Below are 17230 nucleotides of genomic sequence, written 5' to 3'. Positions count from 1 at the left end.
CTCTCGCGCGGTACCGCTCACCGGGCGGCGCGCGGCTGAAGGGCCGGCGCGGATGCGTCACGCACCGGCAGCGGCGCGATCTCGCCGACCACGAACAGGTAGATGAAGGCGCCCAGGAGGCAGAACCCGCCGGCCACGATCAGGGGGATCGCGAACGAGCCCTGCGTGATCGTGAGCATGACCCCGGTGAAGGTGGTCGTCACGATCCCCGCGACGTTGGAGGCGAAGTTCTGGATGCCGCCGATCGACGCCACGTGGGCGGGGGTGGGCGCCACGTCCCCGGGCAGCGCCCAGATGGAGGCGGCCGTGAAGGCGAGGCTGCCGTAGGCCACCGCGAAGCACAGCAGCGCCACGTAGATGTTCGGGGCGATCAGCGACAGGGTGATCACCGACGACATGAGCATGCCGCCGACCAGGCAGGTCTTCCGGGCGGCCGTGAGGCTCCAGCCGCGGCGGTAAAGGGCGTCCGACGCGAAACCGCCGAGCCAGCCCGCCGGGATCGAAGCGAGCGCCGGGAGGCTGCCGAGGGTGCCGAGTTCGGCCAGCGAGAAGCCGCGGGCCTTGACGAGGTAGGTCGGGAACCACGTGATGAAGAAGTAGATCACGAAGTTCAGGCAGAAGAAGCCCGCCATCATCCCCCACACCGTGCGGTAGCGGAACAGCGACAGCCACGGCACCGCCCCCTGGGGCGCGTCCCGCGTCTCGGTCACCTGGGGCCGCTCCTGGCCGGCCCGGAGGCGGGCGAGTTCCTCGCGCGACACCCCGGGATGGTCCTCCGGCTCCCGGTACAGCCACATCCAGAACACCGCCCAGGCGAAGCCGAGCAGGCCGGTCACCACGAAGGATTCGCGCCAGCCGAGGATTGCGATCACCCAGGTCACCAGGGGGATCGCCAGCGCCGCGCCGACCCGGGAGCCGCTGTCGAAGATGCTGCTGGCGAAGCTCCGCTCGCTGCGCGGGAACCACGAGGCCGCCACCTTGGCGAAGGAGGGATAGGCCCCCGCCTCCCCGACACCGAGGAGCATGCGCAGGCCGAGCAGCGACAGGAAGCCCCGTCCCACGGCCGTGAGCGCCGTGCAGGCCGACCACCAGACGACGGCGACCATCAGAGACAGCCGCGGGCCGACGCGATCGGCGACGTACCCGAAGGGCAACTGCATGATCGCGTAGGTCCAGAAGAAGCCCGACAGGATCAGGCCCATGTCGGTGGCGTCGAGGCCCAGCTCCTTCGACATCGACGGCGCGGCGACCGCAAGGTTGGCGCGGTCGATGTAGTTGATGGCGTTCGCCGCCATGCAGAGGCCGATCATCAGCCAGCGCAGTCTGGGCATGCTGTCACTCTCCGGAATTCCGGACGCGGCGTCCCGGTCTTCCCCGGGTCGCCGCGCGCGTCACGTCGGGCCGGCTCAGACGCGATAGGCGTCTCCGTCGAGCCCGTGCGGCCGGCCCGCCGCGAGGAGAGTCTCCCAGACGGGTTCCGGCAGCGGCACGCCTTCCGCGAGGCGCTGGGCGCGCATGCGGCGCTCCGGCTCGCCGGGCAGCAGCACCTCGGCTCCCGGCATCGGTCGGGCGCTCTTGAAGAAATCGAGATAGGTGCGCGCCTCGGTCGCCAGAACTTCCTCGGTGCCGAGGGCGGACGGCGTCACGTAGATCGACAGCATGCCGTTGCAGATCCGCCGCCGTCCGGGCCCCGCGGTGCCGGACCCGGTGAGCGCGCCGGCCAGGAGCTCGCACATGAGCGCGAGGCCCGAGCCCTTGTGCTCTCCGAAGGCCCGGATCGCGCCGGCGCCGCGCTGGTTGTCGCGTTCGACGCCGTCCAGGGGACCGAACAGGGTCGCCGGGTCCGCGCTGAGCCGGCCGTCCGGCTCGATCAGCGCACCCTCCGGCAGCGGCTTGCCACCCCGGGAGGCGACCAGCACCTTGCCCTCGGCCACCGCCGAGGTGGCGAAATCGAGGATGATCGGCTCCGCTCCCGGCACCGGGAACCCGGCCGCGAAGGGCGCCGTGGAGAAGCGGCGCTCCACCGAGCCGAAGGGTGCCACCAGCAGGCTGCCCGCCACGTTGACGAAGTGCACCGAGACCAGCCCCGCCGCGGCCGCCCGCTCGGCCCATTCGCCGATCCGTCCGAGATGACCGGCATGGCGGAGCGCCACGATGGCCACACCACTCTCCTGAGCCTTGGCGATGCCGAGATCGGTGGCGAAGGGTCCCGCGGTCTGTCCGAAGCCGTACTGCGCATCGAGCAGCGCGAAGGACGGCGCGTCGGTGACGATCTGTGGCGTGCGGCCAGCCTCGACCTCGCCCGTGCGCAGCCACTCGACGTAGCGCGTGACGCGAACGACGCCGTGACTGTCATGCCCGGTGAGGTTGGCGGCCACGAGGAAGCGGCCGATCCGCTCGGCCTCCGCCTCCGGACAACCTTCCCGGATGAAAATGTCCCGCACGTAATCGGACAGCCTGTCGGCTGAAATCCGCATTGCCTCGCCTCCCTGGGCCGCGCCTCACCGGGCGCGTTCGGGATGAGCCTAGCGCCCTCGGACTTGCGGCGCGAGCATCGGGGGTGACGCTGCGCGGCACCTGTCGTCTCGGCGGTCGGGCTCCCGCTCACGGGCCGGGCGCCAGCGGTCCGGGCGAGTCGCCGTAGGGCGCCATGTAGACGCCATCGAAGGGCCCCTGCCCCCGTAGATCCGACAGCATGAGGGCCACGAAATGGGCGTAGGCGTCGGCTGTGATCCAGCCCGAGGCGGTGCCGGTACGCGGCCACAGCGGTGACGTGATGCCGACGAGCTCGACGTCCTGTTGCTCGCGCGCGACTTGTACGAAGCCGCCCATGTAACCCTTCGGATCGGTGGCCAGCAGGCCCGGACCCGAAGCGGGCGACCCGGGATAGATGAAGTCGTCCCGGATCGTGTCGTTGGGCAGGAACGTCACGGTCTCGTGCGTGAACTGGAGCACGGCAAGGCGCATCGGCGGAGTTCCTCGGGTCAGCGGGAGGGCGGGTCAGGAGATCTCGCGCACCAGTTTGGCGACCAGGGCGCGTCCGAAGGCTTCGAAGTTCTCCGCTGTCATGACGAAGGCCCCGTCCCCGCCGATCACGATGGCCCGGTAGTAGGCAGCCAGGCCGCCTGCCGGATTTGTGTGGTCCTTCAGGAAACTCAGCATGCCCTCCGGGTCGGTGAGGATGACGATGCCGTTGACGGTGATGCCGGCCGCTACGGCGGCATCTCGCGCCTCCGCGATGGAGCGACCGCTGTTGCCGGTGCCGTCGCCCGAGATGTCGATGACCTTTCGCCCGGTCCGGAACGGAGCCCGCGCCAGCAAGTCCGTGGCGAATGCAATGGCCGACCCGATGGCCGTGCGGCCGTAGAATGGGCGCGGCGCGGCTTCGAGCCTGGCCGAGAAAACACCGGCATCCTGTTTGGACCCGATGACCATCCAGTCGACCGCGACCTGCTGCTCGCCGGGGCCGGCCCAATCGAACAGGGCGACACCGATCCGGCCGGTCTCGCCCTCGCCGATGGCACGCAGCACCCGCGGATCGCTGAAGGCCTCGGCATAACCGCGCCGCTCCAGCTCGAACCGTGCCTCGCTGATGCTCAAGGAGACGTCGACGGCGAGGACCAGAAGGACGTCGACGGCCTGATCGGCGGCGTTCGCGCTGCGAAGCGCCGGTGACAGCGGCGCGAGAAGGCCGGAGAGGAGCCCGGATAGGAGGTGGCGTCGCCGCATGGCCGGGGCTCGTTTGGGGGGACGCCCACCCCGATCGGCGGACGGCCACCTGCATGCAACGAGCCTGCCGTCCCCGCGGTTCTATGGCGAGCCGGTGCCGGCATTCCGTGGCTCGGCCTCACCGCGATCCCTCTCGACGCCGAGAAAACGTCCGCACGTGCCGCTCAAGGCAACACCGCGTCCGGCTCGATCACGCCGCTTCAGGCTGGCCCCGCCTCGATGCGACAAACGACGCTGCCGGCGCTGCCATCGATCGTGAGGGCCGGCGTATTGTTCACTGGCTCCGACGCGTCACTGAGCGCCTCGATGGGCGGATGGTGGCTCTCGCCCGCGAGCCGAGCGCGCACCGGTGGCGGACTGACTTTGTTAACCTGAAATAGCATCGTCGGCTTGCGCGGGCTCAGCGCTCGAGCCCCGGTCCCTTGGCCGCACCGAGAATCCGGCCGGGCCGCCCGTCCGCCGCTCCCTGGACCAGCACGACCCAGCTGTCGGCGTCACCCATCTCGGCCTGGAGGACGGGCACGTCGAAGCGCAGCGCCTGCCCGGTCCAGGCGCCGAGGCGTTGGAGACCCCGCACAACGTTGACGTAGGTCGCCGTCCGGCCGCCATTCTCGCCGGACTGGATCGCGATCGCCCGGCTGCGCAAGACCGGCAAGAGCCAGACCTCCCCGCGTGTGTCAGTCTTGACCTCCGGCGCGGCGCCGATCTCGACCACGATCCGGTCGCCTCGATTCTCTCCGCGCACGGGAACCGGCAGTCCGCCGCGCTGCACGGCATCGCGCAGCAGCCGGTCGAGGGCCGCCTTGTCGGAGCCCAGCGCGAAACCGCTGCCGTCGACCACGATCTGCGGCGTGAAAACCTGGCGGGCCCCGCGGCCGCGGGCGTAGGCGCGCTGGCGCTCGGTCAGCGGGCGCAGCGCCAGGGTGTCCTTCCAGCCGAGGTAATCCCAGTAGGTGACGGGAAGGGTCAGGGCGATCACGCCCGGCTGCCGGGCGAGATCGCGCAGGACCGGTTCCGCCGCGCGGCAGGCGCCGCAACCCTGGCTGGTGAACAGCTCGACGACGGCGCGGACCGGCTCGGCCCGGGCCGCGGACGCCGACACACAGATCAGAGCGGCTGCGCAGAGCGCGCGGCGGTCGCGAAGGCGGGCGCGGTGCCGGGGCGTCATGGCCGTATCAGAGCGTCTGTGACGCGGTCTGTGAAATCACGTTGGCTTGAGAGGCTTCCACCAGCGGTTGAGCCGGTGCCGAGTTCGTCCGAGCCTTGGGCAGCATGTCTGGGCGCCAGCGGCGATGCATCCAGAGCCATTGGCCGGGATGCTCGCGAACCCAGCCCTCGACCACCGCGGTCATCGCCTGCATGGCGCCCGTCACGTCGATGGTGCCGTCCGCGGCCCGGGGCAGGTCCAGGGGCGGCGTCAGTTCCAGCCGAAAGCGGCCCTCGGGAAGCCGCACGACGCGCACGCCGTGGACCGGGCACTCGTAGTGCCGGGCGAGCTTGGCGAGCAGCGGGTTGGCGAGGCAGGGCCGGCCCAGGAACTCGACCACGACGCCGCGGGTGAAGTGCTGGTCGATCAGCTGACCGAGATGTCCGCCGTTGTCGACCACGTCCCGCATGGCGAAGACCGCGCCCGGCTTGGACGCCGCCAGCCCGCCCATGGACCTGCGGCGGACCTCCTGCACGAGCCGGGCGGCCGCGGGGTTGTTGGGCGGCCGGAACACCGCGGTGGCCTCCAGCCCGAAGCGGGCTGCGCAGATCGCCGGAAGCTCCCAGTTCGCCAGATGAGCCGAGAAGATCAGGCCCGGCTTCCCGTCGTCGCGCAGGGCGAAGAAGTGCTCGATGCCCGAGACCTCGGTCCGCAACGGCCCGCTCGCGGCGGGATCGTAGTCGAACAGGGTGTCGAGATGCGCGTACTCGGCGCCCGTCCGGCCGAGATTGTCCCAGGCCTCCAGGGCGACGCGCTTCCGCTGCTCTTCCGGCATGTCCGGAAACGCCGCGCGCAGGTTCGCCAGGGCGGTGCGGTGCGCCGGCAGCAGTGGGCCGACGCGGCGCAGGATGGCGGCGCCGAGCGCGGTCGACCGGGCCGCCCCGAGCGCGCGCGCGAGCCAGACGAGCGCGCGGATCAGCGGGACCATCGCGAAACCCGCGAGGCGCGGGTACGACCGTTTCAGGAGGAGGGCGAGACGCAGCACAATCGGTTCCCGGGCGTTCGCTTGCGGCCCCCGACGCACGCGTAAAGCGAAGCTTAAGCCAAGTCTCTCGCAGCGCGAAATTGCGACTACAGGCTGACCAGGATCTTCCCGAAGACGCGGCGCGACTCGAGCCGTTCCAGACCCTGGGCGAAGTCGGCGAGCGGGTAGACCGTGTCCACGACCGGCCGGATCCCGGCGGCCATCTTGTCGAGCGACTGGGCGATATTGGCGAGCGAGCAACCGAACGAACCGGTGATTCGATATTGCTGCTGAAACAGCTGCATCAGGTTCATGGTGGCCGAGACGCCCGAGGTGGATCCGCAGGTCACCAGCCGCCCGCCGCGCTTGAGGCAGAGCAGCGACCCGTTCCATGTATCTGCGCCGACATGTTCGAAGACGACGTCCACGCCCTTGCGCTTCGTCAGGCGCCGGACCTCGCCCTCGAACCGCTCCGTGCGGTAGTTGATCACATGGTCGGCGCCCAGGTCGGCCGCCTTACGGCCTTTCTCGTCGTCGCCGACGGTGGTGTAGACCGTACAGCCAATGGCCTTGGCCATGCGGATGGCTGCGGTCCCGATTCCCGAGCCGCCGGCATGGACGAGGACGCTCTCGCCGGGTTCCAGCCGGGCATTGTCGAACAGCATGTGCTGGACGGTGCCGAAAGCGATCCCCGCGCAGGCGGCGTCAGTATCGTCGACGCCGTCCGGGACCTTCACGACGAGGCGTTCCGGCAGGGTCACCAGCTCGCGGGCGAAACCATCGAGGTGGAAGCCCATCACACCCGAGACATCCTCGCAGAGGTTGTCGCGGCCGTCTCGGCAGGCCCGGCACCGGCCGCAGGTCATCGCGCCGTACGGCACGATCCGATCTCCAGGTTTGAGACCCGTGACGCCCGCGCCGATCGACTCGACCACGCCTGAAGCCTCCGCCCCGACGATCAGGGGCATCTTCCGCTTGGCGAACGCCATCCCGCGGAAACCCCACACGTCGATGAAGTTCAGTCCGACGGCGCGGATGCGGATCCGGACTTCGCCCGGCCCCGGAGCCGGCGGTGGCTCGATCTCGGTCAGGCGCAGGTCGCGGTCGCCGAACAGCTGGAGGGCTTGCATCCTGTCTCTCGTTCAGTCCGGCGCCAGGTACCGCCGCCGCGCCCAGCCGAGCACCCGGCCAGCCTTGACCCGGCACCACGTGGTGCGGCTCGGCGTATCGTTGGTGCAGCCGAAAACCAGCGCCCGGGAGCGGATCTCGCCGATCTGCTCGGCGGACGGATCCGGCTCCGCGCGGATGCTCAGCGGCTCGCCGGGCGGCAGGCCCGAAATCCGGTAGGACTCGGGCTCGGCCCGGGCCTGGCCCACGACGAGGGTTGCCCCGAGGCAGAGGGCGGAGAGGGCGAGGCGGGCGCGCATCGGCAGGATCGTCGGGTTCGCTTGCATCACCGTCAGGTCCGATGGACGCCCATCATCGCCGTCAGGCCGCCGTCGACGGGCAGCACGGCCCCCGTGATGTAGGAAGACCCCTCGCCCATCAGGAAGGTGGCGAGCGCGGCCACGTCGTCCGGCCGGGCGAAGCGTCCGGCGGGGATCTGCCGCTCCATACCGTCCCGGTAGGCGGCGTAGCGCGCCATCATTGCCGTGTCGACGAAGCCCGGCGCGATCACGTTGACGGTGACCCCGCGCTTGGCCGATTCGATCGCCAGGGTGCGACAGTAGGCGATCAGCGCGCCCTTAGTGGCCGCGTAGGCGGCGTTGCCGGCATTGCCCCGCAGCGCCGCGACCGATCCGATCGCGACGATCCGGCCGGAGCGCGCCCGGATCATCTCGCGCATGAGCGCCTTCGCGAGCCGGGTCAGGGAGAAGAAGTTCACCTGCATCGCGGCCTCGGCGCGGTCCTGATCGAGCATCGCCGCCAAGGCGTCGCAGGGCTGACCGGCGTTGTGGACGAGCCCGGCATACCCGGCCGCCTCCGCGGTCTCGCAGAAGCCGTCGAGCGCGGCCTTGTCGGCGAGATCCACCGCGTAGGCTTCGAAGGTGCGGGCCTGATGGGCCGTCCGAAGCTCTTCGAGCAGTGCCTGCGCGGCCTCGGCGGAGGCGCGATAGGTGAAGTCGACGGCGTATCCGGCTTCCGCCAGGGCGCGGACGGTCGCCGCGCCGATGCCGGTGGCGCCCCCGGTGACGAGGACGCGGCGGGGTGGGGATCCGGCGCTCACGTCGGCTCCGCGCCGAAGACCAGGCAGGTGTTCTGACCGCCGAATCCGAAGGAGTTGGACAGGACCGTACGCACCGGCAGGTCGCGGGCGGTCTCGACCACGTCGAGGGCGATCGTCGGATCCGGCACCCGGTGGTTGATCGTCGGGGGGATACGGCCGTTGCGAATGGTCAGCAGCGACACCGCGGCCTCGATGGCGCCGGCGGCCGTGAGGGTGTGACCGATCATGGACTTGTTGGAGGTCACCGGCAGGGCGGCCGCGCGGTCGCCGAACACCGCCCCGAGTCCCAAGGCCTCCATCTTGTCGTTCTCCGGTGTCGAGGTGCCGTGGGCATTGACCGTGTCGATGGCGTCGGCCTCGAGCCCGGCATCGTCCAGGCTCGCCCGGATTGCCGCGATGATCGGCGCGCCGTCCGGGCTGGAGCGGGTGCGGTGAAAGCCGTCACCCTTCTCCCCGCAGCCGAGCACGTAGCCGAGGATGGTCGCCCCCCGGGCGACCGCGGCCTCCGCGTCCTCCAGGACCAGGGCGGCGGCGCCCTCGCCCATGACGAAACCGTCCCGGTCCTTCGAGAACGGCTTCGAGGCCGCCGCCGGATCGTCGTTGCGGGTCGAGAGCGCCGAGAGGAGAGAGAAGCGGATCAGCGATTCCGGATTCACCGACCCGTCCGTCCCGATGCAGAGCGCCGCCGCGGTCTCACCGCGGCGGATCGCCTCGACGCCGAGCTGGATCGCCGTCGCCCCCGACGAGCAGGCGGTGGAGAGTGAGATCGGCGACCCCTTCGTGCCGAAGCGGTCGGCGATGCGATCGGCGACGGTGCCGAAGATGAAGAGGTCGTGCCAGGGATCGAACCGGCGCGTCGCGGCCGCCCGGAGCAGCCCCGCGTAGTCGACCGGCCCGTCGCCGGCCGCCGCCTCCGCGAGAGCCTGCCGCTGCGGCCACTCCATCTCGACCGGCGGCACCGCGATGAAGAGGGCGCCCGGAAACTCGCCCTTCGCGCCGATCCCGGCCTGCGCCACGGCCTCCTCGGCGGCCACCGCGGCGAAACGCTCTGACAGTAACGGCGCGACGAGGGGTTCGGTGTCGAGAAAGTCCACGGTACCGGCGATCCGCGTGCGCAGGCCCTCCGTGTAGAACCGGTCGATGGCATGGATGCCCGACCGGCCCGCCACCATGGCCGCCCAGGTCTCCGCCTGTCCCTGACCGAGGGAAGAAACGACGCCGAGGCCGGTGACAGCCACGAGCGGCCGGCCTCTGGCGTCGCGATAGGATCGCGCGCTCATGCAGCGGTCCTTACGGGATTTTAAGGCGCGGTACACCTCCGGCCCGAACGGGGCACCGTCGCGGTGCGGGCTGACCCGAACGGGGCCGGGGCCGGGCCCGGTCCGTCGCTACGGACCTGACGGACCCGTGTGATCGCGCGCGGGCATGTTGGCGAGGCGCAGGACCGTCTGCAGCAGCACGTCGGCGCCGGCCGCGCAGTCGCCCTGCGTGGCGGATTCCGACTCGTTGTGGCTGACACCGTCCTTGCAGGGCACGAAGATCATCGCGGCGGGCACCTTCGCGGCGAGGTTACAGGCGTCGTGGCCGGCCCCCGAGATGATGCGACGGCGGGCGTGCCCGAGGCTCTCGGCCGCGGACTCGATCGCCGCCACGATGGCGGGATCGAACGGCACCGGCTCCTTGCGCCAGATGCGGTTGAGCGCGATCTCGACGCGTCGGCGTCCGGCGATCTCGGCCGCCGCTTCGTTCAGGGCCGCCTCCATGGCGTCGAGGGTCGCGGAGCGCGGGTCGCGCACGTCCACCGTGAAGGCGATCCGGCCCGGCACGACGTTGCGGGAGGGCGCCAAGATCACGGCCTCGCCGATCGTCGCCACCGCGGAGGGCGCGTGCGCCAGGGCGATCCGCTCAGCGGCCAGCGCGAATTCCGACAGCGCCAGCAGCGCGTCCCGACGGCGCGGCATCGGCGTCGTGCCGGCATGGCTCTCGAAGCCCGTCACGACGCCGTCGAACCACATGATGCCCTGGCCGCCCTCGACGACGCCGATCGTTTTGCCTTCCGCCTCCAGGATCGGTCCCTGCTCGATGTGCAACTCGACGAAGGCGCCGATGTCCCGCGTGCCGACAGCTTCGACGCCGCGGTAGCCGATGGCGTCGAGAGCCTCGGCCACGGTGGTCCCGGCGGCGTCGCGCTTGGCCAGGATCTCGTCCGTCGTGAACGCGCCGGCATAGGCCGCCGAGGCCATCATGGCGGGGGCGAAACGGGAGCCCTCCTCGTTGGTCCAGTTGACCACCAGGAGGGGTGCCTCGGTCTCGATGCCGGCATCGTTGAGGCTGCGCATCACCTCCAGGCCGGCCAGCACCCCGAGAACCCCGTCGAACTTGCCCCCCGTGGGCTGCGTGTCGAGGTGCGAGCCGAAGGCGATCGGCTTCCGGCTCATGTCGCGGCCGGGGCGCAGGGCATACTGGGTGCCGAGGGCGTCCACCGTGACCGTCAGGCCGGCCGCCTCGCAGGCCTCGCGGAACCAGTCGCGCACGCGCCCGTCCTCGGCCGAAAGCGTCAGCCGGTTGATACCGCCGGCCGGCGTTCCGCCGAAAGCGGCGGTCTCCAGGATCGTGGACCACAGGCGGGCGCCGTCTGCGCGCAGGTTGTGGGTCGTGCTGAGGCTGATCTCGGCCATGCCGGTTCCTTTCACGGCGCGACGCCGTGCGACACGTTAACGGTGAGGGAGCACCACCGGATTGGCGGAGCGCCCCCTATGAGCAACGCCGATGCCATCGCGTCGATCACGTCGGCGGTCGCCGCACAGGATTGGCGCGCAGCAGGCTCACGCCGTCGACCCGAAGGGCCGCGGCGATCTCGCCGAGCGCGCTCGCCTCAATGTTGCTGATCCCGTCCTGATCGGCGACATCGGCGGCTATGAGGAAGACGTTCTCGCGCTGGTTGGCCGGGCGCGCCACGACCGCCGCGACGTGCCGGAGGTTCTCGGCCCGGCCGAGGCGGGTGCGCGCCCGGGCGATGCCCTCATAGAGTTCGGTTTCCAGCATCAGCGCGTCGTAGCCCTTCATCAGGACCGGGTCGGCGCGCAGGCCGTGGAGCGCAGCGTCGAATTCCTGGCCGGCCACCTCGCCGTCGGCCACGATGACGTTCGCTGCGGCGGAGACGGCCGCCAGCATGAGCGCCCTGTCGCCCGCATAGGCCGTCACGGTGCGGCCGACTTGGCCGAAGAGGTCGCGGAGAAGGTTCATGCCGATGGGTCGAGTGACCGGAGGTCGAGGGTGGCCGCGGAAACGTGTGAGGGATAGCAGACGATGGCGCGGAGGAAAGCGTATGGTGCGCATGCGGTGACCGCGACACGAGCCCACGCTGACACGTGGCGACCCCTCCCACCGTGCTGACGAATCGACGGGCCGAACCCGTGCAGACATCCTTCGGAAACGTGACCGTGCGACTCGATCGGTCGACCGTGCACTCCAGCGCGGCCGACGGATTGCGGGCTCAGCTAACCCCCCCTCAGCCGGATCCGTTTCCGTCGCTACGCCGTCGGCTCGACGTCCGGACGCCCCCAGGTCCGAGCTTCGAGCCGGCGGCGGTTTCTGCAGCCAGGTGGTCCACCACGGCGGAGAGCGCCGCGCGCTCCTGCGCGCCGGACCTGCGGGCCGCGGCGAAGACCGCCATCTGCCTGTCGGCGCTCGTGCCTTCGGCGACGATGTGGCGGGCCCGATTGCAGGCCGCGACACAGTCCAGCGCCTCCGCATCCTCCGCGATGAGGGCCAGGACATTCTCGACGCATTCCCCGAGCGGCACCGCGCGGACCCGCGCCTCGTCGATGAGCGTGGCCCGGGTTCCGTCGCGCTCGGCCCGCCACAGGTTCTCCATGACGAATCCGCGGGACGCCGCCGTCATGCCGGCGTTGAGCCTCCGGTCCCGCACCACCCGGCGGACGAGACAGCGGAACAGGGCGGCGATGCAGACCGCGTCGTCGACATGCGTGCAGCTGTCGGCGACCCGCAATTCGAGGGTCGGATACTTCACCGAGGCGCGGAGATGCCACCAGAGATAGCTGGCATCCGCGATGGCCCCTGCCTTGGTCATCACGTCGACGTAGTGGGCGTAGTCGGCAGCGTCGGCAAACAGCTCCGGCACGCCGGTGCGGGGCAACTCGGAGTAGGCACGCATCCGGTAGCCGGCCATTCCGGTTTGCTGGCCTTGCCAGAATGGTGAGGAGGTGGAGAGCGCGAGCAGGACCGGCAGAAAAGGAAGCAGGCGATTCATCAGCCCAAGGCGGGCTTCCGGATCCGGCACCTCGACATGCACATGGAGCCCGCAGACCAGATTGCGCCGGCCGAGCATCCGAAGGTCGGCCATGATGCCGTGATAGCGGGCCTTGTCGGTGGGACGCTGGTCCCGCCACCGGGCCGTGGGGTGCGTCCCGGCCGCGAAGGTCAGGATCCCGCGCTCGGCGCCGATCTCCGCGAGGCTGCGGCGCAGGCGCGTGAGGTGCTCCGCAGCCTCGCCGACATCGCCGCTCGGCGGCGAGGCGATCTCGACTTGGCATTGCAGCTGCTCGCGTTCGGCGTCGTCGAGCCGGGCCCGCACGGCCGCGTGGAACGAACGGAGCCGCGCGCGCGGTGTGCCCCGGGAGCGGGCGTCGGCGAGGAAGAACTCCTCCTCGATGCCGAACCTGTACGCGTGGGCCATACACACTCCCTGCCCGCCTGATCGCGCACATCACCCGGCGAACGCTGCCGCAACGGCCGGGTTCCGGCCGGGCCCTGGCGCAAAAAGCGTCAGCGCCAGAACGGCTTGACGTCGAGGAGCTCGGCCCTGGCATCCGCCGCGGCCTCCAGCAGGTCCTGCGTGCTGGTCTCGTCGGCACCGGGCATGGGCGGACCCGAGAGGCTCTCGGTCATCGACCGGGCTGTCTCGAGGTCGTTCAGGACGCCGAGATAGTCCTGCAGGTCCGACAGGGCAGCACCGAACTTGTCCTGCCGGCGCCGCGCCTTCTTCTTCTGATAGAGGCCCGCGAAGAACTCGGCGCCGTAGCGGAGCTTCTTGGCGGCGATGCGGGCGCGATGGCGGGTATGCGGGTCCAGGCGCTTGAGGCCGCGCCCGCGCTTCTTCAGCCGCAGGCGGGCCCGATCGAGCACCCGCGCCGCGAAGGCGCGCCCGTCCTCGGCGGCGGCCTCTTGCGCCGTCCAGGCGCCGGCCTCGACCCAGCCGGCAAAATCGATGACGAGGCCGCGCCATTGCGGACTCTCAAGGGTTGCCAGGACAGCGTCGTAGGCCCGTTCCCGCTCCGCCTCGGCACGTTCCCGCAGCCCGTCGAGGCCCGGCTCGTCCGGCCGTTCCTTCGCCAGAGCCGAAAGCGTCTGGCCGAGGAACACGTCGAGGTTGCGGGCATGGCCGAACGGCTCGGTGACCCGCTTGATCTCGTCGTTGAAGCCGTCCGCCCGTGGATCGCCTTCCAGCATCGGCGCGAACAGCGAGAGCGCCGATCGCAGCCGCCGCAAGGACACGCGGATCTGGTGCAGGGCCTCGGGCGCCCGCCCGCCCTCCAGGAATGCCGTCTCGTTCAGCCGCATGTGGCGCAGGCACGCCCGTGCGACCCGGCGGAAGACCTCGCCGGCGCTCGCGCCATCGGGCAGGTCCACCGGCTCGGCTTTCACCACGCCCGGGCCGATGCCGTCGATCAGCGCGAAACCGACCCCGCTCTTGGCGTTGACACTCAGGCGCAGCGGAACGGTCTCGGCGAAGGCCTGCGCCACGACAAACAGGTCTGCGGGGTCGCCCTCTTGGAGCTCCAACTCGAGCCCGCACAGCGGCGCGTCGCCGGCCGAGCTCTCGACGCGTCCCTGGTCCAGCGTGACCAGAATGCGGGATCGGCCATGCTCAACGGGAACCTCCCGTCGCATGACGATGGTGGAGAACAGGCGCTCCGGCGCAGCCTCGGCCTTCTGCAGAACCTCCTCGGCCGCCGTGCCGGCCCAGGCCGCGGGATCGGGCGTCTCGCCGCCGATCTCGGTCTCCCACTCGGCACGGTCGAACAGCCCGACAGCGCCGCTCCCCGCCTTCACGGTCTGGATATGTCGCCCGCCCTGCGCGCGGATCCGCAGCGTCAGGCCGGCCGCCCGCAGATCGCGGTTCGGCGTGTCGTAGTAGGTCGTGACCAGCAGGTCCGGCTCGGAGGACGCGCCCTGGAGCCGCGGATGACCCGCCAGGGCCGTGAGATCCGGTCCCGCGCAGTCGAGCTTCAGCTCGATCTCCCGTGGCTCCGTGCCGGATTCGCTGTCGATCTTGCTCATGCTCTCCTCTTTGTGACCCGCACGCCCAACACTGAAGAGCCGTCGTCCGGTTGCACGCGACTCTCGCGCGACCACGGCTTGGCTTGGGCGTCCGTCGCTCTGTCTGAGAGAAGGTGGACACCGCGACGGCGTCAAGCGCGACGCACCCGCGTTTGTCCCGAGGATGCGCATGGTGCAGTGCGTTAAAATCTCGCTTTTCCAAATCGATCCGGCGTGGCAAGATAAATTGTCCACAATTGATCTGCCTACGGCTTTCGGTCCCGACTGTCTGACGGCGCACGGCTCGGCGGTGAGCCAGCGGGGCGGATACCCTGTTGAACGAGCGTTGCGCCCCGCGTGGAGGGTGGCACCGCGGAGATGGTCCGGTCGGTGACTGCGTTGAAGACACTTCTCGTCGGCGTGATCGGGCACGTCGATCACGGCAAGACCGCGCTGGTCCGCGCCCTCACCGGTGTCGAGACCGATCGGCTGAAGGAAGAGCGCGCGCGCGGCGTCTCCATCGTCCCGGGCTTCGCCCTGCTGTCCTCCGAGATGGGCGAGATCGACCTCGTGGACCTGCCCGGTCACGAACGCTTCGTCCGCGCCATGGTCTCCGGCGCCACCGGCATGCGGGCCGTGCTGCTGGCGGTCGACGCGCACGAGGGCATCAAACCCCAGACGATCGAGCACCTGGAGATCGCGCGGCTCATCGGCGTGCGCCGGGGCGTGCTGGCTCTGACGAAGGCGGACCTGGCCACGCCCGACGTGCTTGATGCGCGTGCGGCCGAGATCGCCGCGGCCGCATCCCGCGCCGGGATCGAAGCAGGTCCGGTGATCGCGACATCGACTGTCACGGGCACCGGCGTCGCCGACCTGAAGGCGGCGCTCACGGGCCTGCTCGGGGACGCGGCGCCCGGCAGCGACGACGGCTTCCCCTATCTTCCGGTCGACCGGGTCTTCTCCCGCGCCGGCTTCGGCACCGTCGTGACCGGCACGCTGCGGCGCGGACCGCTGGCGGTGGGCGACACCGTGGAGATCGCCCCCGGCGGCCGGACCGCCGTGGTGCGCGGCCTCCAGATCCACGGTCGCCCGGTCGAGCGCGCGGAGCCCGGACGGCGCACCGCCGTCGCCCTGCGCGGCATCGGCCTCGACGAGATCCGCCGCGGGCAGGCCCTGTCGATGCCGGATCTGCTCGCGCCGAGCGCGTGGCTGGACGTGTCGATCACGGCGGCGGCCAGCGCCGACGAAGCCCTCGCGGGCGGCACCGCCTGCCGCCTCCTGTTCGGCACGACCGAGGTCGAGGCCCGGCTGCGGCTGCTCGACCGCGACGCGCTCGAACCCGGTGGCCACACCCAGGCGCAGTTGCACCTGGCCGAGCCCGTAGCGGTACCGGCCCGCGAGCCCTTCGTGCTGCGGCTCGATTCGCCCCCAGCAACCGTGGCGGGTGGCCGGATCCTCGATCCGGCGAGCCGCCGCCGGCGGAGGCGGGATCCGCGCGTCACGGCCGACCTCGCAGCCCTGGCATCGGGGGGCCCGGCCGACGCGCTGACGATCCGTCTCGGGCAGGCCGGCGCGGCCGGCGCGACGCTGCCGGACCTCGCCCGCCTCGCCGGCACGGCGCCCGACCGGGCGCGCCGCCTACTCGCGGAGGCGGAGGCCCGCGAGATCGGCGAACAGTTCATCGGTGCGTCGGCTTTCAGCGCGCTGCGGACGGGAACCCTGGCCGCCCTGTCGCAGCATCACCGCGACAATCCGATGGAACACGGGATCGCGGTCGAGCGCCTGTCCCGCACGCTGGCGCTTCCGGAGGCTTTCGCCGGCACGGTCCTGCGCGAGTTGGCCGCCGCCGGCGCGGTCACCCAGACCGGCAGCCTGTGGCGGCGGGCCGACTTCGATCCGGCCCGCAACGAGAGCGAGGTCGCCCGGAAGCTGGAGCAGATGTTCCGGCGGGCCGGCCTCAATCCGCCCGATGAATCCGAGGCCGTCGGCCGGGATGTCCGCCGCCGTGAGGCGCTGACCTACCTTGTGGGCGCCGGCACGGTGATCCGTGCCGTCGACCGCGTGCAGCGCCGCGCTGTGCTGTTCCACCGGGAGGCGGTGGCGGGCGCGCGGGCGCGTCTCGCCCAGGCCTTTCCCAACGCCGCGACGCCCGAGTCGGGCTTCCTCGCCCGGGAAGCCGGCGCAACGCTAGGGATCAGCCGCAAGTTCTCGATCCCGCTCCTGGAGCACCTCGACGCCACCGGCTTCACCCGACGCGCCGGAGACCGGCGGATCATCGTCGGGCTCGAGGCGGGCCCGGCTCAGAAGCCCTGACCGGGCCAGTCGTCGAAGCCGGGCTCGTAGCAGGTGTAGCCGATCAGGCAGCTGGGATTGTCGCGCGTCGGCCGGAAGGCGCGCTTGGCGATCTCGGTGGGCTCGCAGAACGAGCGGTCGCGGACGAACCGATCGTAGGTCATGCCGCCGGTCCCAATGACCAGGGCGCCGCGCGCCTGGACGAGGCGAACCGTCTGCTGACAGGTCATGGTCGTGGTCGATGGCCGGGTCTGCGCCATGGCGGGCGCTGCGGCCAGCACGAGCGCTGAAACGATCCGGATCATCATTGCGACTGTCTTCCGTTGCGATGCTGGCGAATAACCACGCCGGTGCGGACCATTGTTCCGTGCCCGCTCGTCGCGGGGTCGGTCTGAGCATCTCTGCGATGCGATGACCTCCGGGGCCGGCCGGGCGCCTCCCGAACCGGAAACAATCGGGTGGCTCGTTCGGGCCATCGCATGCGCTTTTCGGTCCGCGGCCGCAGGCCTTCAGCCATCGACGAGAAGGC

16 protein-coding genes are annotated in these 17230 nt (G+C 70.9%); 1 reads left to right on the top strand and 15 read right to left on the bottom strand.

The window, feature by feature from the left end:
- Positions 1–17: 17 nt before the first annotated feature.
- The 14 genes from ACLBX9_RS22030 to ACLBX9_RS21965 form a co-directional block, all read right to left on the bottom strand.
- Positions 18–1331: an MFS transporter gene (locus tag ACLBX9_RS22030; protein ID WP_447720424.1), complete on the bottom strand. Its 1314-nt coding sequence runs from the start codon at positions 1329–1331 to the stop codon at positions 18–20.
- Between the two features lie 75 nt (positions 1332–1406).
- The gene (locus ACLBX9_RS22025; RefSeq protein WP_010682227.1) at positions 1407–2477 is read right to left on the bottom strand and encodes a malate/lactate/ureidoglycolate dehydrogenase; all 1071 of its coding nucleotides are present in this window, start codon (positions 2475–2477) and stop codon (positions 1407–1409) included.
- Between the two features lie 127 nt (positions 2478–2604).
- Positions 2605–2967: a M81 family metallopeptidase gene (locus ACLBX9_RS22020; RefSeq protein ID WP_447720423.1), complete on the bottom strand. Its 363-nt coding sequence runs from the start codon at positions 2965–2967 to the stop codon at positions 2605–2607.
- A gap of 33 nt (positions 2968–3000) precedes the next feature.
- Positions 3001–3729, bottom strand: a complete 729-nt coding sequence (locus tag ACLBX9_RS22015; RefSeq protein ID WP_447720422.1) for a DUF1194 domain-containing protein — start codon at positions 3727–3729, stop codon at positions 3001–3003.
- Positions 3730–4129: 400 nt separating this feature from the next.
- Positions 4130–4897 (bottom strand): DUF1223 domain-containing protein, encoded by a 768-nt coding sequence (locus tag ACLBX9_RS22010; protein ID WP_010682230.1) that lies wholly within the window; start codon positions 4895–4897, stop codon positions 4130–4132.
- A 7-nt stretch (positions 4898–4904) separates the two neighbouring features.
- Positions 4905–5921 (bottom strand): lipid A biosynthesis lauroyl acyltransferase, encoded by a 1017-nt coding sequence (locus ACLBX9_RS22005; protein ID WP_039892224.1) that lies wholly within the window; start codon positions 5919–5921, stop codon positions 4905–4907.
- Between the two features lie 86 nt (positions 5922–6007).
- Positions 6008–7030 (bottom strand): zinc-binding dehydrogenase, encoded by a 1023-nt coding sequence (locus ACLBX9_RS22000; protein ID WP_447720421.1) that lies wholly within the window; start codon positions 7028–7030, stop codon positions 6008–6010.
- Positions 7031–7042: 12 nt separating this feature from the next.
- Positions 7043–7354 carry an SH3 domain-containing protein gene (locus ACLBX9_RS21995; protein WP_447720629.1) on the bottom strand — a complete coding sequence of 104 codons (312 nt, stop codon included), beginning with the start codon at positions 7352–7354 and terminating at the stop codon, positions 7043–7045.
- Positions 7355–7359: 5 nt separating this feature from the next.
- Positions 7360–8127 (bottom strand): SDR family NAD(P)-dependent oxidoreductase, encoded by a 768-nt coding sequence (locus ACLBX9_RS21990; protein ID WP_447720420.1) that lies wholly within the window; start codon positions 8125–8127, stop codon positions 7360–7362.
- Positions 8124–9407, bottom strand: a complete 1284-nt coding sequence (locus tag ACLBX9_RS21985) for a beta-ketoacyl-ACP synthase (protein ID WP_447720419.1) — start codon at positions 9405–9407, stop codon at positions 8124–8126. Before ACLBX9_RS21985 ends, ACLBX9_RS21990 begins: the two co-directional genes overlap by 4 nt.
- A gap of 108 nt (positions 9408–9515) precedes the next feature.
- Complete coding sequence (locus ACLBX9_RS21980; RefSeq protein ID WP_447720418.1) at positions 9516–10805, bottom strand: allantoate amidohydrolase; 1290 nt, start codon at positions 10803–10805, stop codon at positions 9516–9518.
- A gap of 106 nt (positions 10806–10911) precedes the next feature.
- Positions 10912–11373, bottom strand: a complete 462-nt coding sequence (locus ACLBX9_RS21975; protein ID WP_010682237.1) for a tellurite resistance TerB family protein — start codon at positions 11371–11373, stop codon at positions 10912–10914.
- Between the two features lie 265 nt (positions 11374–11638).
- Positions 11639–12826 (bottom strand): carboxylate-amine ligase, encoded by a 1188-nt coding sequence (locus tag ACLBX9_RS21970; protein WP_447720417.1) that lies wholly within the window; start codon positions 12824–12826, stop codon positions 11639–11641.
- 89 nt (positions 12827–12915) lie between these two features.
- Positions 12916–14430 (bottom strand): CYTH and CHAD domain-containing protein, encoded by a 1515-nt coding sequence (locus ACLBX9_RS21965; RefSeq protein WP_447720416.1) that lies wholly within the window; start codon positions 14428–14430, stop codon positions 12916–12918.
- 357 nt (positions 14431–14787) lie between these two features.
- On the opposite strand from ACLBX9_RS21965, the gene selB reads away from it, so the two are divergent.
- A complete protein-coding gene (gene selB / locus ACLBX9_RS21960) occupies positions 14788–16722 on the top strand; it encodes a selenocysteine-specific translation elongation factor (RefSeq protein WP_447720628.1) in 1935 nt (644 codons plus the stop codon).
- On the opposite strand, the gene ACLBX9_RS21955 is transcribed toward selB, so the two are convergent.
- Positions 16710–17009, bottom strand: a complete 300-nt coding sequence (locus tag ACLBX9_RS21955) for a hypothetical protein (protein ID WP_447720415.1) — start codon at positions 17007–17009, stop codon at positions 16710–16712. The genes selB and ACLBX9_RS21955 overlap by 13 nt on opposite strands.
- Positions 17010–17230: the final 221 nt, after the last annotated feature.

It is taken from the genome of Methylobacterium sp. A49B, from assembly GCF_053346215.1.
The sequence above is the reverse complement of the archived record's forward strand: the minus strand, read 5'-3'. Positions and strand labels throughout refer to the sequence as shown.